Here is a 24,463-nt window from a genome sequence, read left to right on the forward strand (position 1 = left end):
TTGTTATTTACATCGACGAATAACTCTTCTTTGGAGCGGAACTATCGGTTCTTCAATGCTGTAGAGGCAGTAGCGGTTCTGGGGAGTCCGTAGCAGCTGGGGACTCATTCACCGAACTACATACCGAAGGTTCAGTGAGCGTGGCTGTGAGTCCGTTCGAATAATTCGAACCATTACGATCTACGATTGATTTATATACTAGAGTCCTCTGGATAGCTGCCTGTCCGAGCGGAGAGTGACGACTGATCGCCGAATTTGAGAGCCCATTCCGATACGAGAACCGGACTGCGCATTCGGTATGGCTAGTCCGGTGCTGGTGCTCGATTGGACGCTCAAACCAGCACTCTCGCATCGGCTACCCGTACCTATCTGGGCCAGAAGTGCGCTGTAACGGTTATAGGGTACGTCGAACGCCCTGTCGCCGACACCGTTCGTATGTTTCGAACGAGTATCGGCACTGGCGCGGTGCGCACACGACAGCGTTGACAATACAGGCACGTCTGTTGAGAGTCTTCTGCGTATCGCTGTGTTCGAGATCAGCTCGGATCGGACTCGTCCCTCTCAGGGCCCGTTTCGTCTCTGAGCAGAACCGCTTCGGTTCATAATAACGTTTATCACGAAAGATGGTGTCATGGGTAGTGTTGCGATGCACGATACAGTCAGCCGTCGAACTGTCATGAAGAGCATTGGTGCCGCAGGCGCTGTCGGACTTGCAGGCTGTTCGGCAGATGGTGGTGATGGTGGCAGCGAGAACACCATCAGCATGGGTATCCTAATGGGAGTCACAGGTGGATTGTCCGAAGTGGGTCCTGCGATTCGGGACGCAGCAGAACTAGCCGTAAAACAGGTCCGAGACGCGGACAACGGGTTCTCAGTCGATACGCAGTTTGAGAATACGGAGACCAAGCCCAGTCGGGGTGTGAGTGGTGCGGAAGCCCTCGTGAACGGTGGCTACCCGATGATTTGCGGGGGGTTGGCGTCATCGGTGACACTGCAGGTCGCGGAGAACGTCGCAATTCCGAACCAGACCGTGATGTGCTCACCATCGGCGACGTCGCCGGATGTCACGTCACTGGAGGATAACGACTTCGTGTACCGGACGCCCCCCACGGACAAGTTGCAGGGGTCACTGCTGGCACAGATAGCGGCCGAACGGCTCGAGAAGGAGAGCGCAGCTATCCTCTTTCTCAACAACGCGTACGGGAACGGCCTGTCGAACGGATTCACGAAGACGTTCGAGGAGGAGTACGGTGGTGAGGTCCTGAATCAGGTCTCGTACTCGGCGGGTCGGTCCTCGTACACCTCCCAGTTACAGAACGTGCTTGACGGTGACCCGGAGACGCTCGTGATTATCGGCTATCCGGAGAGTGGGAACAAGATCTTCCGGAACTTCTACGAGAACTTCGACAGAGCGGACATGGATATCCTGGTGCCGGACGGGCTCAGGGCCGATGACTTGCCCGGGAATGTGGGCCACGACATGACAAACGTTCGCGGGACCAATCCGTCCTCGGCCGGACCGGGGATCGAGTACTTCAGATCTGCATACGAGGAGGAGTACGGCTCTGCACCGGGACCGTTCAATCAGCAGTCGTTCGATGCTGCGGCGGTTCTGCTGCTGGCACGCGCGGCAGCCGGTGAAGATGACGGGACTGCAATCCGAGACCAAATGCGGGCGGTCACAGATCCCGGCGGCGAAACAGTCGGACCCGAAAACCTTGGAGAGGGTGTTTCGTTGGCGGCCGACGGGAACGAAATCAATTACCAGGGCGTCTCGGGCCCGGTTGAGTTCGACGAGAACGGCGACCTGGCCAGCGCCGTGTACAACTACTTCAGGTACACGGAGGACGGCACAGAGAATATCGAGCAGGTGGAGGTGTAACCGAAATACCGCTGGGCTTTCTCCTCTGACTACAATTGCCCCTCAGTACGACAGTCGAAGTAGATTTTGTACCATTGCCGTGGCTCAGATAGAACATGTTCATCATACTGTCTGGCAAGGTTGGGGGAACGGCACCTGTCGTACAACCGAAAGACTATAATCAAATACCGTTATACTCATGAACTGATGTCTCAGTACGCAGCACGCGTCGAAGAGATGGATATCAGCGGCATCCGAGAAGTCTTCGAGGCGGCAGGCGAAGACGCAATAAATCTGGGTCTCGGTCAGCCTGATTTCCCAACGCCAGAACACGCCCGGGAGGCAGCGACGAGTGCGATTCAGGATGGGATGGGCGACTCATACACGTCCAACAAGGGCGTTCCAGAACTCAGAGAAGCCATCAGTGAACGCTATGCCACCGACAACGGACAGGACATACCGCCCGAAAACATCATCGCCACTGCCGGCGCAAGCGAGGCGATTCACGTCGCCATAGAAGCCCACGTCCAGCCAGGTGACGAAGTGCTCTGCCCCGACCCCGGGTTTCTGGCCTACGAACAACTGGTGCTACTCGCCGGCGGCGAACCAAAGCGGGTCGAACTCAGAGATGACCTGACCCTCGACCCCGCTGCTGTGGAGGACGCCATTACGGACAACACGTCACTGTTTATCGTTAACAGTCCTGCGAACCCGACCGGTGCGGTGCAATCGAAGCGGGATATGGCGGAGTTCGCGCGGCTAGCGGATGAGCACGAAGTCATTTGCCTCTCCGATGAGGTCTACGAGAAGATCGTCTTCGACGGTGAACACCACTCACCGGCGGAGTTCGCCAGCTCCGATAGGGTAATTCAGGCCAGCGCGTGCTCGAAAACGTACTCGATGACAGGGTGGCGGCTCGGGTGGGTGGCGGCCAGTTCAGAGCGAATCGAACGGATGTTACGGGTGCACCAGTACGTGCAAGCGTGTGCCAGCGCTCCATCGCAGTACGCTGCCGAAGCGGCGCTTACCGGCCCACAGGAACCGGTGCGAGAGATGGTGTCGGCCTTCGAGGAGCGTCGAAACGTGCTTCTCGATGGGTTGGAGGATATCGGCCTCGACACGCCAGTGCCGAAGGGAGCGTTCTACGCGATGCCTCACGTCCCGGACGGGTGGACCCAGAAGATGCTGGACAACGACGTCATCGTGGTTCCTGGCGAGGCATTCGGGCCGAGCGGTGAGGGACAGGCGCGGATCTCGTATGCCACGAGCACAGCTGAACTGAAAGAGGCGCTGGAAGTGATGGGAACGGTCACGGATTCTCTGTAGCGCGCCAGCAGGGACTCGCGACTGACTGAGCCTTCCGACAATCGGTTTCATATTTCTCGTCGTGGACATAGATACATATGCGCTTCAAGCGAGCACTGCCGAAGTCGGGAGCGTATGCGCCCGCCGTTGTGTACTGACTACTGGTATCAACGCTGAACCCTGGTATCAACGCCTGCGGTTGCAAAGCCCGCCTGACTTAGTTACATGTCTGATATATGTTGTACATTATCGTGTGTGTCACTAGCATGAAATGGGCGTATATTTTCGGTTCCCTGTGATTCTATGACGATTTTACATCAAGATTTTTAACACTGGGTACAGAGCACGATAATATGGCGGCACGAGACTACTACAGCCGTGGACAGAATCTACTATACAACCGCCCAGTACTCGTTATATTCGCCGTTATCGGCGTGTTTCTCGTATTCGACATCCTTCGACAGTTAGGCACTGGAACAATCGTCGTCACAGACCTCATGAGTTATCTCTGGAACGGACTGGTGCTTGGGATGTCGCTTGGACTGGCCGGTGTCGGCCTCTCGATGACGTACAGTATCCTCAATTTCGCGAACTTTGCCCACGGTGACTTGATTACGAGCGGTGCGTTCGCCGGATGGGCGACGGCGTTTCTGGTTGCAGGGCTGGGTGAATTCTCTGCCGAAGCGCTCGTCCTCATCGGCGGCCCGATCGCAGTCGGTTCGAATGAGCTTGGCATCAATGTTGTCAATACCCCACTGGCGCTTTTGGCTGGATTGCTCGTCGCCGCGGCCCTCACAGCCGCCCTCTCGCTTTTGCTGGATCGAATCGTATTCAAACCGATGCGCAGTGCCGATGGCGTGACGCTGATGATCGCCAGTGTCGGCGTCGCACTGTTCCTTCGTAATTTCCTCACCTTTTCGTTCCTGACTGACAGTCGCGGGCTGACAGGCGGCAATATCCCCCAATTTACCATCGCGGGCGTCACGTTCGGTGGGCACCAGATTACGCTGGTCGTCGTCGCCGCACTCCTGATGCTCGGCACGCACATTCTGCTCCAGTACACCAAGATCGGCACGGCCATGCGTGCGATGGCCGCGAACAAAGACCTCGCAAAAGTCACGGGCATCCCAACGGAACGCGTCGTCAAGCTCACATGGATTATCGGCGGCGGGCTTACTGGGTGTGCAGGCTTTCTTATCGCGTTACAGCAGGGAACGCTCACAGTTACAATGGGGTGGGACCTGCTGTTACTGGTGTTCGCAGCGGTCATTCTCGGCGGTGTCGGATCGATCTACGGCGCAATGGTCGGTGGGGTCATCCTCGGCATCGCGAGTCGACTCGCACTCGTCTGGATCCCGGCTAGCTTCCTCCTGGTTGCGGCATTCGTCATTATGATCGTCATGCTGCTCGTGCGCCCGTCGGGTCTGTTCAGTGGGAGGACGACGGCATGAGTACGGGTTCCATTCAGGCGCGGGCTGAGGGCTGGCTTGGCAACAATGACGTGCGCCTGCTTGTCGCGCTTGCTCTCGCGATCGGGGGACTGTACGCGCTTTTCAGTGTCGTCCTCGGGTTCCAGCTGAACGGTACCGTCAACACGCTCCGTCGTGTCGCGTTCCTCTCAGCTATCTATGCCATGTTAGCGCTCGCACTGAACCTCCAGTGGGGGTACGCGGGCCTGTTCAATCTCGGTGCGGCCGGGTTCATGGCGATCGGTGTGTACACGATGGGGATACTGACCGCCCCAGTGACGGCCAGTCCGCCCGGCTTCGGGCTGCCGCTCCCGGTCGCCATTGTGGCTGCTATCCTCGTGACTGGGGTCGTCGGCGGCCTCGCAGCGTTGCCGGCGATCCGGCTTCGTGCCGACTATCTTGCCATCGTAACCGTCGCGTTCTCGGAGATCGTTCGCCTCACACTCCGTGCCCCGGAGTTCGCGAACACTCGCATTGCCGGCGTCGCATTCGGAACTGGCGGTGCGACGGGCCTGTCCCTGCCATCGAACCCGATCCGGATTCTCTTTTACACAGACCCGGCCGCAACAGCCCCAGCGCCCAATGCGCTGGGTGCGGCGATGTTCAGCGCCGTGGAACCACTGGGAATCGAGCAGACGCTGGTCATCGGCTGGGCGTACGTGGTCGTGCTGTGTCTCTGTCTCGGCCTCCTGTACTGGCTGATGATCCGTATCGGGAAGTCACCCTTCGGCCGGGTCCTCAAGAGCATCCGCGAGGACCAGCAGGTCACGCAGGCACTGGGGAAAGACACGCGCCTGTTCAAAATAAAGACCTTCGCGCTTGGCTGTGCGCTCATGGGCCTGATTGCCATCCTTTGGCGGCTCTCCGGAGGCTATGCATCGCCACGGATGTTCAAGCCGATACAGACGTTCTATATTTTCATTGCCCTGTTTATCGGCGGGACTGGCTCACCGACAGGAAGTATCGTTGGCGGTGCCCTGTTCGCGAGTCTGCTCTTCGAGGGACCCTCGTTCGTCCGCCGGGTCGTGGCAGAGTACCTCCAGCTCAGCAACGCCCCCGACACGCTTGTCGGTGCGCTTGCCGAGCTGGGGACCCTTGATGTCACGCCCCTGCTGGCCTATTCCGTGCAGGACGTGAGCATCTCCGCGCTCCGTCTCATGCTGTTAGGTATCGTCCTGGTGTATCTCATGCAACGGCATCCGGACGGGCTGCTTGGCCATCGAAAAGCAATCGCATCGAGCGTTGACCTCTCACAACAGGCGACTCGCGAGGACGACAATGAGTAAGAACGCACACTCAGCACGGAGCGACCAGACCCAAAAGGGACAGCAAGAGCAGATACTCAAAGTGGAGAACCTACGAAAGACGTTTGGCGGTATTACCGCTGTCGCCGACGTCTCTTTCCACGTCGAAAAGGGGTCGATCACCGGCCTGATTGGCCCGAATGGGGCTGGCAAGTCGACGACGTTCGACCTGATTACCGGTGTGCAACGGCCGGACGGGGGCGAAGTCGAGTTCAACGACACGGAGATAACGGGGTACCGGTCGGATCAGGTCGCAAACCAGGGCCTCGTCCGGACCTTTCAGATCGCACGGGAGCTATCGGAGATGACTGTGCTGGAAAACCTGCTGCTGGCACCACAGAACCAGGCCGGCGAAGCAGTCTGGCGAGCGGTCCTCCCGCGAGCCAGAACGAAGGTCGTCGAACAGGAAAAAGAGCTCCGGGAACAGGCCTGGGAGATGCTCGAACTGTTCGAGATCGAGCACGTCGCGCACGAATCCGCCGGCAATCTCTCAGGGGGCCAACGAAAGCTTCTGGAGATGGCGCGCGTGCTCATGACCGACCCCGAGATGGTGCTGCTGGACGAACCGCTTGCGGGAGTCAATCCGACACTCGAGGAGAAACTCATCGACCGGTTGCACACGCTCAAAGAGCGTGGCTACACTTTCCTCTTCGTCGAACACGACATGGACGTTATCATGAACAACTGCGATACGGTCATCGTTATGCACCAGGGGAGCGTTCTCACCGAGGGGCAACCGGACGCGGTGAAAAACAATGAGAAAGTGCTTGACGCCTACCTCGGAGAAGAGGTGAAAATATGAGTTTGCTGTCAGTACAGCAACTGGACGCCGGCTACGGTGACCTGCAGATCCTCACAGACGTCGATATGGAAGTCGGACAGGGTGAGTACATCACCATCGTCGGCCCGAACGGCGCAGGTAAGTCCACTGTGATGAAGTCAGTGTTCGGACTGACGACGTACATGGGGGGCGAGATCGTATTCAATGATAGGGACATCGCTGGCGAACAGCCGGAAGATATCATCTCGTATGGGTTGAGTTTCGTCCCCCAGAGCAACAACGTGTTCGAGCCGCTGACGGTCACGGAGAACCTCAAGATGGGTGCATACACGCTGGACCAGTTTCCCGAAGAGCGGCTACAGGCGGTTTACGACCGGTTCCCGATACTGGAAACGCGGTCAGAACAGAAGGCGGGTACACTTTCAGGCGGCCAACAGCAGATGCTTGCGATGGGCCGTGCGCTCATGCTCGACCCTGATCTGCTACTCCTTGACGAGCCCAGTGCAGGCCTCGCACCGGACCTCGTCGACGAGATGTTTGACCGCATCGACGAGATCAACGACGCCGGAACCGCCGTCCTCCTCGTCGAGCAAAACGCCAAAGAGGCATTGCGGCGGTGCGACCGCGGCTACGTCCTTGTGCAGGGACAGAACCGACACGAAGACAGTGGTGAAGCACTTCTCAACGACCAGCAGGTTCGCGAGGACTTCCTCGGCGGGTAGTCTCTGTACCCAGGACTGGCTTGGAGACTGCTTTTTGCCACAGGAAGGCGCCGACGCGAGATACTGTACGGGCCGTCGAGCCGGCACGGGCTGTTGAGTCCTTGACGGCCCATAATCAGCGAACGGATTGCCACACTGCAGCCCCGGATTCAGTGAAGTTGTAGATATTTGAACGTATTTAGTTCTTCACAGCACCTCGTTATATCGACTTATCCGTATTACCGTCTGAATATATGTTGTGTTACAATCATCACAAGATAGGGAAGGTAGATATAATAGTCAAATATGTTGTACTTGTTGCTGTCTCTACGTCCCTTTGGCCCAGTAACTGTCACCGCTCATACCGGGATAGCTACTGTGGCGTGTGAACGAGTGTCGCACAAACAATAAGTATCTACCATGTCAGTCTCCACATATGCATCCGGGCTTGAACCCTATCGCCTGCCCTGCAGGTCAGCTGTCCCGGCAGTTAATGGATTGGGCACTGCCCTCTTCCACAGCTACATTTTTCACATTTTCGACATTTAAACTGGCGTAGACTGCCAGCGCACAGGTGGTCCCTGTGCCCGGTGGAAAACGCCAGCCTTGAACACGCTCGGGGAGCCGTACTCAGCGGCTGTTCGGGTTATCAGGGTCTGTTGAGGGAGCGTCTGTCGAATACAAAAAACATCATCGAAAACAATGAACATGAAAAACGAAGCAGGAAGCAAGGACGTGCCAGCGGCCGTCAGAGAAGACTCGGATCTAGTCCAGGTACTGGATGCTGAAGGAAATGTCTTACCACAGGCGTCTGTTCCGGACATTTCAGACAGGCAGTTACTTGAGTTGTATGAGACAATCAAGCTCGCTCGTCACTTCGACCAGCGGGCGATCAGCTTCCAGCGACAGGGGCGGCTAGCGACATACGCACCAATGACGGGCCAAGAAGGGTCACAGGTCGCCACGAGCCTGGCACTTGCCGAGCAGGACTGGTTGTTCCCGACCTACAGGGAGCACGCGGCGAAGTACGCCCACGGGATGGACCTTGCATCCCTTTTCGAGCCACTGAGAGGCTATCGAGAGGGATACGCGATCCCCGACGACGTCAACGTGATGCCGGAGTATATTCCGATTGCGACCCAGGTTCCACAGGCCATGGGAATGGCGTGGGGACACAAGCTACAGGGAAAGACCGATACGGCCGTCCTGTGTCACCTCGGTGACGGTGCGACCTCCGAAGGCGACTTCCACGAAGGACTGAACTTCGCTGGGGTGTTCGACGTCCCCGCTGTGTTCGTCTGTAACAACAATCAGTGGGCGATTTCGGTCCCCCGCGAGCGACAGACCGCGAGCGAAACCATCGCTGAAAAGGCACAGGCATACGGTATCGACGGCGTTCGAGTCGACGGGCTGGACCCGCTGGCGGTCTACAAAGTCGCCAGTGCGGCACTGGAGAAAGCCCGGAATCCGGGTCCCGGAGAGCTACGCCCAACGCTTATCGAGTCCGTCCAGTATCGCTTCGGTGCGCATACCACTGCGGACGACCCGTCCGTTTACAGAGACGAATCGGAAGAAGAGGCCTGGCGCGACCGCGACCCCGTGGACCGCATTGAAACGTACCTGTACAACGAGGGCATCCTCGATTCCGACCTTGAGAGTGAGATCCAGGACAGTATCGAACAAGAAGTCAGCGAGGCGATAGAAACGGCGGAGCAGACAGAGACGAGTCCGGACAACATCGTCGAGCATGTGTACGAGGACGTTCCAGCGCGGCTCGAAGAACAGCGGGACGAACTGAACCGGCTGCGCGAGAAGTATGACGACGGCGCGTTCTCGGAGGTGCTGGAATGAGTTCGACAGCCAGTACGCAGACGGGGCAAAACGCACAGCGTCTCACCCTCGTGGAGGCGATACAGGACGGACTGTACACGGAAATGTCGCAAGACGATAGCGTCGTCGTTCTGGGCGAAGACGTCGGGAAGAACGGCGGTGTTTTCAGAGCAACCGACCAGCTATACGAGGAGTTCGGCGAAGACCGCGTCATCGACACGCCACTGGCAGAAGCCGGAATCATCGGGGCTTCGATTGGACTCGCCCAGACCGGCATGAAGCCTGTTCCCGAGATGCAGTTCATGGGCTTCATGTACCCCGCGTTCGACCAGATCGTCAGTCACGCTGCGCGCCTCCGGAGCCGTAGCCAGGGGCAGTACTCGGTGCCGATGGTGATACGGGCCCCATACGGCGGTGGGATTCGCGCCCCAGAACACCACTCCGAGTCAAAGGAAGCGTTCTTCGTGCATGAGCCCGGCCTCAAGGTCGTCTCACCGAGCACACCCTACGATGCGAAGGGGCTCCTGGCGGCGTCCATCCACGACCCGGACCCAGTCATCTTCCTGGAGCCGAAGTTGATCTACCGCGCCTTCCGTGAAGATGTCCCGACGAAACCGTATGAAGTGTCGCTGAGTGAGGCTGCTGTCCGGCGGGAGGGAAGCGATATTTCAGTCTATACGTGGGGAGCAATGACCCGGCCCGCCCTGATCGCTGCGGAGAACCTCAGCCAGTCAGATGGCATCGAGGTCGAGGTCATCGACCTGCGGACCCTGTCACCCCTCGATGTAGCGACGATTACGGACTCGTTCAAAAAGACCGGCAGAGCCGCGATTGTACACGAAGCACCGAAGACCGGCGGACTGGGGGCGGAAATCGCAACGACGATTCAGGAAGAAGCGCTCGTTCATCAGGAAGCGCCAATCAAACGAATCGCCGGCTTCGATGCCCCCATGCCGCTCCATTCGCTGGAGGATTACTATCTGCCACAGGCGGTCCGTATCCAGGACGGCATCCGCGAAACAGTCGATTTCTAACATGGTCCGTGAATTCGAACTCCCCGATGTCGGTGAAGGCGTCGCCGAGGGCGAACTGCTTCGCTGGCGGGTTGCGCCGGGCGACGCAGTTTCGGAAGACCAGCCAGTAGCGGAAGTCGAGACCGACAAAGCCGTCGTCGACGTCCCGTCCCCCGTCGACGGTGTTGTCGAAGAACTCCGTGCCGCGGAAGGTGAGACAGTCCCAGTCGGTGACGTGATTATCGTCTTCCGGGTCGAAGGGGAAGACGAACCGGACGGAACTGAAACGCCTGCAGACGACGCCACTGCGGACAGCGGGCACCAAACCGACGACGAAGCACCAACACAGCCAGCCGAAGAGACGCAGTCAGAACCAGCGGTGACACAGCACGTCCAAGTCGCCGCTTCGCCGTCTGTGCGGCGTCTCGCCCGTGAACTGGGCGTCGATATCTCCAGCATTGCGGACTCGTCTCCGGGGCGTATAACGGAGTCGGATGTCCGCGCGTACGCGAACACGGACTCTCACTCCTCGACGCAGGCGCAGTCAAACCAGCGGACCGCCGCCGCGAAGCAACAAAAACAGCAAGCAACTTCGCCGCAGTCTGTCAGCCCAGTTCAGGCGAGAAAAACGGCAGACCGGGAGACGACGGTGGCCGTCCCGAAAACCAGACACGTCGCAGCGGAGGAAGGGGTCGATCTCGACAATATCCCAACTGATGAACGAAAGGACGGAGAACCCTTTGTCACGCTCGAAGCGGTCCGAGAGTACGCAGAGGCCCAACAGCAGGCACAGAAAAAGGATCAAGAAGCGGTAGCCGAGAGGGCAGCGGCTGACGAGCCGGCGCGCCCGGAGTCTCGGACGCCGTACAACGGGATCAGGCAGACGATCGGAGCCGCGATGACGGAGTCGAAATATACGGCCCCGCACGTCACTCATCAGGACGAGGTCGACGTGACTGCGCTGGTCGACGCTCGTTCGACCCTCAGACAGGAGGCCGAGGAGCACGATATACGACTGACGTACATGCCGTTCGTGATGAAAGCGTGTGCCGCGGCCCTGCAAGAGAACCCACAGGTAAACATCTCCCTCGACGAAGCAAACGAAGAAATCGTCGAAAAGGAGTATTACAACATCGGTGTCGCAACGGCGACTGATGCCGGGTTGCTGGTTCCCGTTGTCGAGGATGTTGATGCGAAAGGCCTGCTCGAAGTCGCATCGGAAACTAACGAAAAAACCCAGAGAGCGAGAGAACGGAGTCTGTCGCCGGAGGAGATGCGTGGCGGGACGTTCACTATCTCGAACATCGGCGGGATCGGCGGAGAGTACGGAACACCGATCATCAACCAGCCGGAAAGCGCAATTCTGGCACTGGGAGAGATCAAAAAGAAGCCACGGGTTGTCGAAGCCGATGGTGAAGAGACGATAGAACCCCGTCATGTGATGACACTATCGCTGTCGTTCGACCACCGAGTACTCGACGGCGCAGACGCCGCACGGTTCACGAACTCCATACAGAAGTACCTGCGAAATCCAAACCTGCTACTACTAGAATAATGGTCGTCGGAGATGTCACTACCTCGACTGACGTACTGGTTATTGGCGCGGGCCCCGGCGGATACGTCGCCGCAATCCGCGCTGCACAGCTTGGTCTCGATGTCACTCTCGTCGAAAAAGGGGCGTACGGGGGAGCCTGTCTCAACCGTGGCTGTATCCCCTCTAAAGCGCTGCTAAACGGTTCAGACCTGGCATCGGAGGCGGGCCAGGCGGAGGAACTGGGGATTTACGCGGACCCAACAGTTGCGCTCGACGAGATGATGAGCTGGAAAGACGGCATCGTCGACCAACTAACGAGCGGTATCGAGCAACTGTGTACGGCAGCCGGCGTGAATCTGCTGAAAGGGACTGCCGAATTTGCTGCTGAGAACAAGATCAGAATCGTCCATCAGGGAGAGGGGCAGGGCTCTGAATCGCTGAAATTCGACCACTGCATCATCGCAACGGGGTCCCGGCCGATCGAAATTCCGGGATTCGACTTCGATGACGAGCCCATCGTCTCCTCTGCTGGCGCTCTGAACTTCGAAACGGTACCCGCCGAACTCGTCATCGTCGGAGCCGGATACATCGGCATGGAGCTAGCGACAGTCTACAGCCGACTCGGGAGCGACGTCTCGGTAATTGAGACCCTTGAGCAGGCACTTCCCGGCTATCAGGAAGACGTTGCCTCGATAGTCCGACAGCGAGCAGCGCGTCTCGGCGTCGACTTCCACTTCGGGTACACGGCGGACAGTTGGGCAGAGTCGGACGGTGAGGCCGTCCTGACTGCTGTCCCCGCCGACGAGGCGGCGCACGATAGCGATATCGAACTCACTGCTGACAAAATACTCGTTGCCGTGGGTAGACGCCCGGTGACTGACACGCTCGGTATCGAAGCTGCCGGCGTCGAAACCGATGCTCAGGGGTTCATTCCAACGGATAGCAGATGCCGGACGAACAAGAAGCACATTTTCGCGGTCGGCGACGTTGCGGGTGAGCCGATGCTGGCACACAAGGGCTCGAAAGAAGGGGAAGTCGCAGCGGAAGTAATCGCTGGCGAGCCCGCCGCAGTCGATTATCGGGCACTCCCGGCTGCGGTGTTCACCGATCCGGAAATCGGAACCGTCGGGCTGACGGAGCACGAAGCTGCGAACGAGGGTGTTACTCCAGTTACAGGTGAGTTCCAGTTCCAGGCGTCTGGACGGGCACTAACAGCGAACCGGACAGAAGGCTTTGTCCGAATTGTCGCCGCAAAAGAAACCGAACGTGTGATCGGTGCACAGATCGTCGGTCCGGAGGCATCCGAGTTGATTGCAGAAATCGCAGCCATGATCGAGATGGGTGCAAAGCTTCAGGACATCGGCTCCACCGTCCATACGCATCCAACATTAAGTGAAGCGGTAATGGAAGCCGCACAGAATGCGAGAGGGAAAGCAATACACAGACAAAACTGACTGGTCAATATTGACGCCTTAGAACCCAGATCTACGACCAAAACCGTTCAATCTATACCCATTTGTGGCCTATCCGATGCTGTTTACTGAAACGAAACGACAACTCGGGAACAGAACCCACCCTGAGTGACCGCTACGTTCTTTTGTGGGTACAGGTCGAAGCTATAGTAGCCATTGAAAATCAATGCACACCTGATCGAACGACGACAGTATGGTCAGTGTGTACATCGTTGCAATTGTTACTGTAGTCTCCAGCGTCGGACACCAGATACGTTCCAGATTCAGTCGTTCGCGACTGTTTGGCTTGCGGCACCGTCACTGGCACTCAGCTTGCTCTCCTCTTCTTCGGGTCTCGGTACGTCTGTTGGAAGGTTTTCGTACAGAATTCCTTTGCTCGCGTTGTAGCATGTCATGCGATGTCATGGCTGATGGAAACATATAAAGCCGTCCCTTATTCTGTACCGCCAAATATTAATATTTCGAGAATATTTATACATCGACCAATTTTCCAGAACGAGATTATAGAGTATTTGTTTGGATTCGGTGTCGATACGGATATATACGACCTGTTTTTTGCGCTGAAAGTTCAGCTACTGTCTCATATGCCATCACTTCCTGTCATCTGTCTTTTTCTATGTTGTCGGATACAATCCAAAAATCTTGGATTATATACTATCTCGTTGTAGACCTAATATTTGTTCTGATCGCAATCCAAACAGGTATGTTAGATATCTGGGTATTGTGATGTCATGCATTCCTCTTCACAGAAGAAATGCTCCGTTATCTCTCCGTCCGGATCACGTATCGTAACCGCGCTGAACTTCATCTGTTCGCTGATCACTTGTCCACAGTAATCACAGCGGTAGTTCGGTGACCCATCGACCAAGACTCGAGTTGATTTGTTTTGGATATTCAGTTCGGTAGCGGCCGTGTTGCCGCTGGCTTCCATAGCGCACCGAGCAGTTGCTAGTGACTGCTCCGCCTCAGTTTGTCCATTCATCGTTTGTATCGATTCGTTGTTGACAGGGGTCGGACTCGTTCCGTCGACTGTTACACATTACTCTGGATCGCTCTTGTCGCTTTACCACCGTTTTCCGCCTATGCCGGGTTACTGCCCGGACTGGGGTGGGCTACGTGGGGTATCGGAGAGAAAGTGTAAAAAACGTATAACCGGACGTTACAGCCGCTAATTGGCTCGCTTTCCGGGGCGGTTCTACCGTTTTGGTACCCGGTTCCATACCTCCCAGTACGGAACTTCCGTATTTAATCATTTGGTTAGTCCCTATTAGCTTCGTCACTGAGATAGGGCGCTCACAAACTCGAAGCAAGCTATAGTAGCCATTGAGCATCAATGCATACCTGGTCGCCCGACAGCAGTGCGATCAGTGTGTACATCGTTTCAATTGTTACTATAGATGTCTTGGAGTGATGGCTGCTGCAGGCCACGGCTACGTTGTGCAGTCTCGCTGGACTCACAGGTTTGGGCCAGTTATTTTCGTTGGGTGTGAACGCCACTCACGGAACTATTAAGTGTACATCCATTAAAGATAAGGACATGAATCCGGGCGCTGACTGTACGGCTTGGCAGGCAAGCCCGCTGCCCCGGCACTTGATCGGTGCAGACCCCATCACATCCGGTTTTGCGTTTTTTACATTTTTCAAATTTTAAACTGACGTAGACCACCACAGTGCGGGTAAACGCCGGCACACAGGTGGAAAACGTCGGTCCTGGCTGGTTCCCAAACACCAGCCGACGGTTTTCGGGTCGCGATGACCCATCTCACGAAGCGCTGCGACACCAACTACAAACCCATAATCAGCGACATCATGAACGCACAAAACACGCAGGAGTACCGTAGCCAACAATCAGCAGACATCGCAAACGCGGACCGAGCGCGGAGTGCAGCCCCCGAAAGCGTTGAGAGCCAATCTATCAGGGTCGTAATTAGCTCGATTGAAACGCGACACTGCGATCACTGCGGCGCATCAATTGACGACAACGTCCGGTATCGTAATGTCACGACCAGAGATAGTGCTGGCAACGTCTCGGAATACGCGTTCTGCGGTGTCGACTGTAAGACCGCTCGGTTCCCGAGGCTCGGCTGACCGCCGGCTGGCGTGGCGCATTGTCGGTTTACAGGACCATACTGGGGTTTTGGCGTCGGTTCGATAATACGGTCCGAGTCCTCACGCGGATTGACAGTCGCAGCCACCCTGTTCCAGAAACGCTACAATATCGTAGCTATGGCCGCAGTCCTCACACAGCACCTGCACCTCGTTGATGACGTTGAAATCGCCTGCCGAGATGGCGTCGTTCTTTTCGAGGCTCTCGATAGTCTGCCTCGTTACAGCGGTGGTTCGGCCCCGAAGCCGCTGTATTGAGTCGATGGCGTTTTCTTTCCGTTCTGCGGGCGTCCGCTCGGGTCGGGCCGCCCCACGGTCGTTCTTGAGATAGCGATACACCGTCTGGTGGGAGATAAAGTCGTCCATCACCGATTCGATATCGACCCCGCTCTGTTCGAGACGGGAGCGTATGAGCGGGGCGTCCGCGTCATCTTCGCGAAGTGATTGATAGACCTGCTGGATGTCGCCACTCAATGTCGGTGCGTCGCTCCCCTCGATGGCGGACTCGAGCACCGACTGATTGAAGTAGTCCGCGAGGTCTCGGGTACTTTCTTCCTCCCCGTCGGCGCCGACCCACCGATCTTCGAGTTCTGCACCCATCCCGACAAGATCGTATTTTCGAATTACGGCATCCACCTTGTTCGTTCCCCCTCCGGACTGTGAGTCGTCTGCGGTCATGATCCGATTTACCTGAACGCCATAGTTACTAAACACTCCCGCATACCGGGAGGTTTGGCGAGGTCCCTCACGCGGAGAGCTTTATCAGGCCCGTGCTCTGGTATGTGTCGGCCGATTCACGGGCTGAGCTACTCATTTGATTCGGATTCAGGCTCGCGAACCCACGCCACCGGAACTGGGGACTGCCGGACAATTTTGGCGCTGACACCACCCATGACGTACCTGCTGAAGTCAGTCTGTCCGTGGGTCCCCATGATCGCGAGATCGACCTCGTTCTCGTCGATGTAGTCGCAAATCACCTTCGAGGGGGTCCCGTGTTCGATGACGCTGGTGACCGAGTTGAGCGACGTCTCCTCGACTTTCTCGGTCGCTTCGGCCAGAATCTCATTTGCCCGCTCAGTCAACTCCCCTTCTTTCAGGACGGAGCGTGCATCCGGTCCGAGACCGCCGGTCTCGACAACGTGAAGCAGGTGGAGCGTTGCTCCCGTCGCCTTCGCGACATCGATCCCCTCTGCCACTGCGAGTGCTGCGCCACGGCTTCCATCCGTCGGGACGAGGACGTGCTTGGGTGGATACACGAGTGGTCGGCCTTCGGCAGGGTTGACCGCAACGACGGGAACCGCTGCCGTATTGATGACGCGTTCGGTGACGCTTCCGAGCAGGATTCGCTTGAGCCCGCGCCGTCCGTGCGTCGGCATAACGATGCAATCGATGTCGGACTGTTTGCTGTAGTCGACTATCGTCTTGTGCGGGTCACCCTGGAGGACCGCAGAGACGACAGGAACGCCTTCATCTTTCGCATCCTGTGTGGCTTCCGCCACGATGCGCTCCCCTTCTGTTTCGAGAACGTCGATGACCTCTCCACGAATCGTGGTGACGCTGTCTCGGCCGGTGTCGGCGACGTTGATAACATGAATCGTCGCCTCGTGTTCGACTGCGATCTGTATTGCGTACTCACGGACCGATTCTGCGGCGTCACTTCCGTCGGTTGGGAACAGGATAGTGTCGTACATAGTGGCGTGCTGGAATGTGGATCAGCTATCTGGGTCGCGGGGAGCGCGTCGGGTTGTCCGTAGGCGGGTCCCTATCTTCGCACTCCCTGATTGTGGCTTCTGCGTCCTCGCGCACTCTGTGCCGTTGCCTACGCATCAAAGCACTCGCGCCGGTATGGTTTCAGAGACATTGTATTCGGAGGCTGTGTGGCGGACTACGCAGTGACGTCTAATAATATCTCGCCCACCGGAGCGCTCTCCAGCCATCTGTGGCTGGGACACACAGGGGATTGCTCTACGCCCCCACCAGGGCTGGCGCGTCGACAGGACGGTGCTGACACACATTTTTAAGCCAATCCCCCCACCGTATTGAGATATGGCAGCAGTCCGGCGCCTCGTTATCGATGTACTGAAACCCCACGATCCGCCCCTGCTGATGTTCACCGATCAGCTGGCCGAAATTGAGTGCGTCGAGGGCGTCACTTCGTCTCTGATCGAACTAGATCAGGAAGTGCAAAACGTCAAGCTCACCTTCGAAGGCGAAGAGCTGGACTTCGAGGCAATCGAAGAAACGATCGAAAACCTCGGCGGGTCAGTCCACTCTGTGGACCAGGTTGCCTGCGGTGACAGCGTCGTGACGGACCGACGGACGTTACAGGATGCCTGACGCGCCGTGACGTCCATTCGACAACTCCTCAGGCGTCTTCTCGGGAAGGAGGACGTCCTCGCAATCTCGCGCCGGTACTTCATCTCGAACGGCTTCGACGGGACGCTGACGTGCATCGGCATCATCGTCGGCGCTGTCCTTTCGGGAGTTTCAGATGGCTCCACTGTCATCAAAATCGGACTGGGCGCGGCAGTCGGTCTCGGGACGTCTGCGGTCTGGAGCGTCTGGGAAATCGAACGTGCCGAAACCCGGGCCGAAATCAGACGTATCGAGCGAGCGATGCTCAAAGACCTCGACGATACCCGCGTTCAACGCGACCAGAGCGGTGCCCGCTTCGTACACGCCATGATGAGCGGCCTGGGGCCACTCATCGGGGTTCTGATTCCACTGACACCGTTCGTTGTCGCGGGGACCGTTGTCACAATGGTAGAAGCCGCACTCATCTCGGTCGGCCTGGGTATCGGTGTGTTGGGTGCGTTCGGCGCTTACATGGGCTCGATTTCGGGTCAGCGGTGGTACGTTGCCGCAGCGCGGATGGGACTCGCCGGCTTGGTCGTCGCAATTCTTAATCTCTTTCTTCCGGGGTGAGAGGCCGAGACTCCGTTCTCACTGGAGGACAAATCCCAACTTGCTTTCCACTGGTCCCCATACACGGTAGTAGATGCGTGTTGGCTTGCGACAGTTCAAACGGCCGTTGTGCTACGTGATGGCGCTCCTGTATGTCGTCGCGGGAGGATTGCATTTCGTCGTGCCGGAACTATACGTCCAGATCGTGCCACCGGTCTTGCCGGCGGCACTTGCGCTGGTGTATCTGTCCGGCGTCGCGGAAATCGCTGTCGGGCTCGGCCTGTTGGTGCCCCGGACGCGTTCGTACGCCGCGTGGGCGACGATCGCATTGCTCGTCGCGATCTTTCCCGCGAACGTCTATATGGCTGTCTCCATGGTCACTATCGAGGGGACGGGTGGCGGCGATCCCTCTGTGTTGGTCCGCTGGGCACGGTTGCCGCTGCAGGGCGTGTTGATCCTCTGGGCGTACTGGTACACCGACTGAGCGTGGCGAAAGCCCCGAGTGACCGGGCTGAATCGGTCGTATTTCATCGTCTGTGACGGATTTGATCGACGCCGTCGTCGCCGGTTGTGGGACGAAGCTGTCGGCGTGGACGTGACCGGTAGCGCCGCTGGGTCGCAACGATCGAATCGGTCGATGCCACTGTTGTCCCTACGAATATCGCCATATAGTGTGAGACGCCGAGGACTGCCCAACAAGAACCAGAGGGCCGCTCACCGCCATCATCAGAACCGTGCCGAGAGCCAGAACAACCGCGAGCGACCGCCATTTTTCAGCGGATATCCGCCTGGCAGACGCAACGCGACGCCCGTGTCCACGACGGCGGAGTCGTCCGTGAAGGGGACACACGGCACAGATGCCATCTGGCTTCTTGCGCTTCCAAGATTCCGGGGAGCTGCTTTGCCAGATTAGACATGAACAGGTACCGATTGGGAACCAGTATATAACTACACTACATGTGAGAGCACATTAATGACATCGCGATGCACTGTCAATCCATAAGACATATTCGTAACTGTAGCATAGGTACAATGTCGACATGCCCTCCAGTAGTCGTAAACTTCTGTCGACGAACAGTGAACAGTGGCGTCTGGCGAACGAAGACCTCCACATCAGAAACACCACCGATACCAAACATGATGTCCGCATAGAAATATACGACAGCGAGGTGTGTTGTCATAGAGCCCACTATCAGCTCTTGTCGGGCCAGTCCGGCTGTTCGGTCAACTTGCTACAGGCTGGCTGCTACAGGGTTAAAGCCGTTCTCGATAGACAACACGAATCAGTCGCTGCCGTGACAGTCTCCGACGAACCTGAACGGACTATCTTCGTCCACATTCAGAACGACGGGATCACCATCAAGGAAGGAGTGACGCCCTCACGCCCCTGAACCAGCGTGTCGCCGCTCCCACTCGCCCCCCGCAGGTAGGATCGAACGAAATAGGGTAAGCCATCTTTAACACCCATCGGGACCAAATAACAAACGGAATGAGCTCTGCATCTACATCGGACAGGTCCCCAGAGTCTGCCGACTCAGTGTCGGGCTATCGCGACACGCTTGCGTCGATTTATTACGAATATGTCGGCGAACCAGCTAAAGAGCGAGATATTTACGTTGGGTTCGGACTCTTTTTTGCCGGAGTTACGCTTGCCATCGTCGGATTCTGCCTCTTTCTGTACAGTAACGTTCTGGAGCCCGGGAGCGCACCGTACTGGCAGATTCGTGAGGTTGCGCTCGTCGTTGGGTTCGTCGGACTGCCCTCCGTGCTGTTGAGCGTCGTCGTACTCCTCCCAGTCGGTTTCAAGACCCGGGTCGTCAGTGCCGCCGGCACGTTGTTCTGTCTCGCCGCAACGATAATTCTGGTTAATGTCTTTCCGTATGGGTGGACGAACAGTGGCGGAGTCAACGGCAGCGTCTGGACGATCAGCGTTTACGCCACTGGCTTAGTCATGCTTGCGGCCTCAACAGGAGCGGCGCTGGTTGCACACTACCTCGAGAAAGCGGCAACCCCAAGCGACTCAACTGAACCAGTCGAGTCGGCCGAGAGCGAGTCTGAATCTGTCAGCAAAGCAGATGTGGACGACGATATCGAACAGGCACTAGACGGAGCGGAACTATCGTGGGGTGGTGTCGAACAGCAGCCCAAAACTAAGCGGCTAAATCTGGATATGCCAGAAACGGACTCTGACCTCGATCGGACGGCTATCGAGAATTCCGAGGCGACCACGACACGAGCCGACAGCAATGACGTTGATGACGCAGTAGATGGGCTCAGACAGCTACAGGGTGGCCAATCAAAGACAGAACGAAGCACCGGTACCGAAGAACAGGTCGACGCTCTCACGCAGTTTCGAAATGAGCAGGCCGAAGATGACGATGTGGAAACCGGTGTCAAAGAGCAACGAAGCATTGTTACCCGTCTTCGGTCGTTGTTATTTGAATAGACTGTCTGCTCACCACAGACACTCCGCTGTTGTTCTCTCGTTGCGTGGGGTAACCCGGAGTAATATGTTCCTACGAACCAGTCCGTCTGTTTTCATAAATAAAATGTAACCTATTGCAACAAAACAGGATAGTTTTTTCAACTTGGTGGGAGGAATACAACTGTATGCCCCAAGGTCTCGATGTCGGTACGATGAACCTCCTGTCTGCACGCCAAGATGGTAACGAAACAGTATTTGTGCAGCAGCGGAACTCCTTCGTCGAAATTGACTACAGCGACATGGCCGAACAGATGCTGTCGAGAAGTGATGTTCTCCACATCCGCAAGGATGATCGCGTCTACATCGTTGGCGATGACGCCCTGAATTTCGCGAACATCTTCAGTGAGGAGACACGCCGCCCGATGCAAGCCGGGATTCTCTCGAGCGACGAGCAATCAGCTATTCCGATGATTAAGCTCATCACGGAACAGGTGGTTGGACAGCCGGAGTTCCCGAATGAACGCCTGTTTTTCTCGGTTCCCGCGGACCCAATCGATGCCGATGTCTCGACGCTATATCATCAAAAGACGATTGAGTCCCTACTCACTGATATGGGCTACAGCCCGGAACCGATCAATGAAGGGATGGCCGTCATCTACTCCGAGCTTGCCAACCGTGAGTTCACTGGCCTCGGTATCAGCTTCGGCGCCGGGATGACCAACGTCTGTCTGTCGTACTATGCAGTCCCCGTAATGAAGTTCTCCATCGCACGCGGTGGCGACTGGATCGACGAGCAGGCTGCACAGGCGACTGGCACGCCCGTCGATAAGGTCACCTCGGTTAAAGAAGAGGACTTCGCACTCAACTTCGAGACGGACGTCGGCGGTATTGAAGGTGCACTGAGTATCTATTACGATAATCTCCTCGACTATGTCATCGAGAACATCATCAGTGAAGTCGATGAGGAAGATGTCGAGGAGGGACTGGATGTCCCGGTCGTCGTGACTGGTGGGACATCCAGTCCTGACGGCTTCGAAGAGTTGTTCGCCGAACGGATCAACGAATCCGAGATACCGTTCTCAATCAGCGACGTCCGCCAAGCCGAGAATCCGCTGTATAGTGTCGCACAGGGCGCACTCGTCGCAGCGCGGTCGGAAGAAGAGCGCGAGGGGCAAAACGAGCAGGCCGAAGAATCTGACACCACCGCCGAGTAACGGTTGGTCTCGAATAGAAGCACTGCTCGCCGGCGTCAGCCGGAACATTCTACTGGTCCCCGTCCAGACAATACAACTGACGTCGGACGCTACTCAGTTTCGTCCCCGTTTTTGTCGGCTTCAGTTTCCGTGTCTTGGCTATTCTCGTCGTTCTCATTAGATTTGGCTGTAACCTTCCCGCTCTGTTCAATTTCGTTCTCGTCGATAACACGGTTCAATTCGTCAACAGCGTCCTGTCGGAACCTGTTAGCAGCAGACCCAAGAGAGACTCCCACCGCGACACCAGCCTGTTCAAGCGAGAACTCTGGTCGGTCTGTGGGCTCGTCCCTTTCGGGAATCGGGACGCTGGGTGTACGGCCGGTGTTTTCGGGTTTACCGGGGTTAGAATCAGGATGCTCGTTGAACCGAGCGAGAGCGAACTCCCAGGACTCTGGGGGGAGGCCTCGTTGTGATGCGACGCAGAGATGTCTGCGAAGCCGCACGATTCACAGACGATAGCTGTCTGGTCAGCGGTCGCAAGCGTATACGTGCTGAGATCGGATTCGCAGCGGGGACACCGCATACTAGACCATGCGTGCCTCTGCTATACAATGGTTCCGTCAGGTATCGCCGTCCAGGGAACGAGTTATGAGATGGGCGACCGATGTTGGAGGTGATGCCGGAGATCGAGATTACGGACACACAACAGGATGACTTGACGACGATTCGGGAGGATCTCGAAGACGCGTTCATCGAGACGTACGGGCACATTCGTACGCAAGATGTCGTTGACTACCTCCTCGATACATACACACCGCCGGACCAGCTGGAAGACGAGCAAGGCCTGAGCCGTACCGACTACGAGCGACTCGCCTCGGCTGAGTATCCGGAACTTCAACACATCGCCTCCGAGGTGCCGGACGTTCCCGGTAGCGGTATTGAGGCCGATGAGATGCGAGGAAAACTGCTCGCAGCACTTGGAACGAGTGAACTTGCGGATCGCCTCGCGGATATCGAACCTGAAAAAAGAGCGAACGAGGGGGGTGAGGAGGCGGCCGCCGGCCCACCTAGGCCAGGGGACACGCCAGACGACGGACGTGACGTCGCACAGAACGGTACGCCGACACAGACCACACCGTCAGCCGATACCATCGAAAGCGCCGACGCGGCCGAGTCGAACGCGGCAGCTGACGACACTCCGAGTGATACTCTTTCCGCTGCCAACCGTTTGCTAACCGAACATGACGAGAAGTGGACCCGGTCAGACGAGACCGACGAACCATACGAAGTCACACTTCCCGACGGTTCAACGGTGAGCGCCCGGACGAAAGACGACGTCCGAAAACTGCTGTTTCAAAACTACTGAGTACACTCTCCTCGCGAAAACACTGTCTGACGTCGACTATCTCTCCACGAGGGTACGTCCCATCGAGCGCCTACGACTCACCATCCGATACGTCCTCGAGGTAGCCGACCCGACACTGTGGGCAAACGTCACCGGGAAAGAACGACGATTCACTCGCGGGGAGTTCGAACTCACACCTCGGACACTGATACGTCGGAACCGAGTCGCTTGTGGTATTCTTTGAGCGGTCCGCCGTATACGACTGCTCGTCTCGACCGTTTCCTATACCCGGCTCTTTGGGGGTTTCAGACGACGGTTCTGCCGTGTCTGTAGCAGCATCATCAATGAGGACTGCATCGTCGTTACTTGACGGCGTGTCGCTGTCGTCATCTGGTTCCTGTGTCTCCGACAGTATCACGGCGTCATCAGTCGTTTCCAGAAGCGCCGATTCGGTCACCGCCGGTGACTCGTCACTCGCCTCCACATCTGGAGATGTTTCTGCCACATTGTCTGACACGGCCATCGTTGATGCGGGTGGCTCGGTCGGTTCCGTTTCGTCCGCTGCCTGCACCGGATCTCTCGCTTCGGTCTCGACCTCCGCGTTCTCTCTCACCCCCGCTGGCCCCTTGTTTTCGGTTCTGTGTTCGACTTCTTCCGACCGCTCGCCATTCGCTTTCGATTCCTCTGTGGTGGATATCAGGCCTTGGTTCTCAGAGATATTTCGGATATGCTCACAGCGCTCGCAAGACTTGTATTCCCGAACAGTTAGAACAGTGCCCCGCTTACCTTCGTCGTACGACTCCTCTATCGTCGACTCCCCGAAGTCGTGTCCAAATACCTCACAACGCAGTCCCATGCATGGCCATTTACGTCGTACGATTAAGAATGTATTCACCAGCAATGACATCTTTGTCGCGTTAGCCGCGGGCGGGAACGTGTCTGTGACCAGCCTCGCCCGTCGCTAAAGTAGTTGTCAAACCCGTTTACTTGCGCTCAACCCCATATTGATTCTGGAACCACTATGAGGAGAGCAAGGAAGACAACGAGGATACCGAGACCAAGTATTCGCAGTACCCCTGCCGAACGTTGTCGGCTCGGAGGAAGAGATTCGGCTAATCCAGAGAACGCAAACGCGATACCCAAAAAGAGCATGTTGTGAGGGCCGTTGAGTACAATACCGAAATACGCCCACCCAAGGATGCAAATGAACGAGAAGAGTG

At 57.0% G+C, this 24,463-nt stretch carries 20 protein-coding genes; 17 read left to right on the forward strand and 3 right to left on the reverse strand.

All coding sequences use genetic code 11. The features are described 5' to 3' along the window. Positions 1 to 676: 676 nt before the first annotated feature. The 10 genes from Har1131_RS20110 (at position 677) to lpdA (ending at position 13,252) form a co-directional block, all read left to right on the forward strand. Complete coding sequence (locus Har1131_RS20110; RefSeq protein WP_050038221.1) at positions 677 to 1,882, forward strand: ABC transporter substrate-binding protein; 1,206 nt, start codon at positions 677 to 679, stop codon at positions 1,880 to 1,882. Between the two features lie 186 nt (positions 1,883 to 2,068). Then, on the forward strand, positions 2,069 to 3,187 hold the full coding sequence (locus Har1131_RS20115; RefSeq protein ID WP_050036572.1) for a pyridoxal phosphate-dependent aminotransferase: 1,119 nt from the start codon (positions 2,069 to 2,071) through the stop codon (positions 3,185 to 3,187). Between the two features lie 332 nt (positions 3,188 to 3,519). Beyond that, complete coding sequence (locus Har1131_RS20120) at positions 3,520 to 4,617, forward strand: branched-chain amino acid ABC transporter permease (RefSeq protein ID WP_050036573.1); 1,098 nt, start codon at positions 3,520 to 3,522, stop codon at positions 4,615 to 4,617. After that, positions 4,614 to 5,921, forward strand: a complete 1,308-nt coding sequence (locus Har1131_RS20125) for a branched-chain amino acid ABC transporter permease (protein WP_151148339.1) — start codon at positions 4,614 to 4,616, stop codon at positions 5,919 to 5,921. The genes Har1131_RS20120 and Har1131_RS20125 overlap by 4 nt, the downstream gene beginning before the upstream one ends. Further along, on the forward strand, positions 5,914 to 6,741 hold the full coding sequence (locus tag Har1131_RS20130; RefSeq protein WP_014030855.1) for an ABC transporter ATP-binding protein: 828 nt from the start codon (positions 5,914 to 5,916) through the stop codon (positions 6,739 to 6,741). The genes Har1131_RS20125 and Har1131_RS20130 overlap by 8 nt, the downstream gene beginning before the upstream one ends. Next, positions 6,738 to 7,442: an ABC transporter ATP-binding protein gene (locus Har1131_RS20135; RefSeq protein ID WP_014030854.1), complete on the forward strand. Its 705-nt coding sequence runs from the start codon at positions 6,738 to 6,740 to the stop codon at positions 7,440 to 7,442. The genes Har1131_RS20130 and Har1131_RS20135 overlap by 4 nt, the downstream gene beginning before the upstream one ends. Before the next feature lie 681 nt (positions 7,443 to 8,123). Then, the gene (pdhA, locus tag Har1131_RS20140; RefSeq protein ID WP_050036575.1) at positions 8,124 to 9,272 is read left to right on the forward strand and encodes a pyruvate dehydrogenase (acetyl-transferring) E1 component subunit alpha; all 1,149 of its coding nucleotides are present in this window, start codon (positions 8,124 to 8,126) and stop codon (positions 9,270 to 9,272) included. Continuing rightward, positions 9,269 to 10,285, forward strand: coding sequence for an alpha-ketoacid dehydrogenase subunit beta (locus Har1131_RS20145; protein ID WP_050036576.1), 1,017 nt, complete (start codon positions 9,269 to 9,271; stop codon positions 10,283 to 10,285). The genes pdhA and Har1131_RS20145 overlap by 4 nt, the downstream gene beginning before the upstream one ends. 1 nt (position 10,286) lies before the next feature. After that, positions 10,287 to 11,819 (forward strand): dihydrolipoamide acetyltransferase family protein, encoded by a 1,533-nt coding sequence (locus Har1131_RS20150; RefSeq protein ID WP_151148341.1) that lies wholly within the window; start codon positions 10,287 to 10,289, stop codon positions 11,817 to 11,819. Then, a complete protein-coding gene (gene lpdA, locus Har1131_RS20155; protein ID WP_151148343.1) occupies positions 11,819 to 13,252 on the forward strand; it encodes a dihydrolipoyl dehydrogenase in 1,434 nt (477 codons plus the stop codon). The genes Har1131_RS20150 and lpdA overlap by 1 nt, the downstream gene beginning before the upstream one ends. 2,187 nt (positions 13,253 to 15,439) lie before the next feature. Here the strand turns inward: lpdA and rdfA are convergent. Together rdfA and Har1131_RS20175 are read right to left on the reverse strand one after the other, a co-directional pair. Beyond that, positions 15,440 to 16,054, reverse strand: a complete 615-nt coding sequence (gene rdfA / locus Har1131_RS20170; RefSeq protein ID WP_050036579.1) for a rod-determining factor RdfA — start codon at positions 16,052 to 16,054, stop codon at positions 15,440 to 15,442. Between the two features lie 128 nt (positions 16,055 to 16,182). Next, a complete protein-coding gene (locus tag Har1131_RS20175) occupies positions 16,183 to 17,067 on the reverse strand; it encodes a universal stress protein (RefSeq protein WP_014030846.1) in 885 nt (294 codons plus the stop codon). 355 nt (positions 17,068 to 17,422) lie between these two features. Here Har1131_RS20175 and Har1131_RS20180 point away from each other — a divergent pair, with 355 nt between their 5' ends. From Har1131_RS20180 to Har1131_RS20215, 7 genes are all read left to right on the forward strand, one after another. Next, a complete protein-coding gene (locus tag Har1131_RS20180) occupies positions 17,423 to 17,713 on the forward strand; it encodes a DUF211 domain-containing protein (protein WP_008308452.1) in 291 nt (96 codons plus the stop codon). A 6-nt stretch (positions 17,714 to 17,719) separates the two neighbouring features. Then, a complete protein-coding gene (locus Har1131_RS20185; protein ID WP_050036581.1) occupies positions 17,720 to 18,301 on the forward strand; it encodes a VIT1/CCC1 transporter family protein in 582 nt (193 codons plus the stop codon). A 73-nt stretch (positions 18,302 to 18,374) separates the two neighbouring features. Beyond that, positions 18,375 to 18,764, forward strand: a complete 390-nt coding sequence (locus Har1131_RS20190) for a MauE/DoxX family redox-associated membrane protein (RefSeq protein WP_008308456.1) — start codon at positions 18,375 to 18,377, stop codon at positions 18,762 to 18,764. A gap of 556 nt (positions 18,765 to 19,320) precedes the next feature. Further along, positions 19,321 to 19,671 (forward strand): hypothetical protein, encoded by a 351-nt coding sequence (locus Har1131_RS20195; protein ID WP_023842930.1) that lies wholly within the window; start codon positions 19,321 to 19,323, stop codon positions 19,669 to 19,671. A gap of 146 nt (positions 19,672 to 19,817) precedes the next feature. After that, positions 19,818 to 20,726, forward strand: coding sequence for a hypothetical protein (locus Har1131_RS20200; protein ID WP_014030842.1), 909 nt, complete (start codon positions 19,818 to 19,820; stop codon positions 20,724 to 20,726). Positions 20,727 to 20,890: 164 nt separating this feature from the next. Then, positions 20,891 to 21,919 (forward strand): hypothetical protein, encoded by a 1,029-nt coding sequence (locus tag Har1131_RS20205; protein WP_014030841.1) that lies wholly within the window; start codon positions 20,891 to 20,893, stop codon positions 21,917 to 21,919. Between the two features lie 643 nt (positions 21,920 to 22,562). Next, positions 22,563 to 23,264 (forward strand): hypothetical protein, encoded by a 702-nt coding sequence (locus tag Har1131_RS20215; protein WP_014030839.1) that lies wholly within the window; start codon positions 22,563 to 22,565, stop codon positions 23,262 to 23,264. Positions 23,265 to 23,334: 70 nt separating this feature from the next. Here the strand turns inward: Har1131_RS20215 and Har1131_RS20220 are convergent, their stop codons facing one another. Continuing rightward, entirely contained in the window at positions 23,335 to 24,099 is a 765-nt protein-coding gene (locus Har1131_RS20220) for a hypothetical protein (protein WP_014030838.1), read from the reverse strand. Positions 24,100 to 24,463 lie beyond the last annotated feature (364 nt).

It is taken from the genome of Haloarcula sp. CBA1131, assembly GCF_008728975.1.
Classification (GTDB): domain Archaea; phylum Halobacteriota; class Halobacteria; order Halobacteriales; family Haloarculaceae; genus Haloarcula; species Haloarcula hispanica.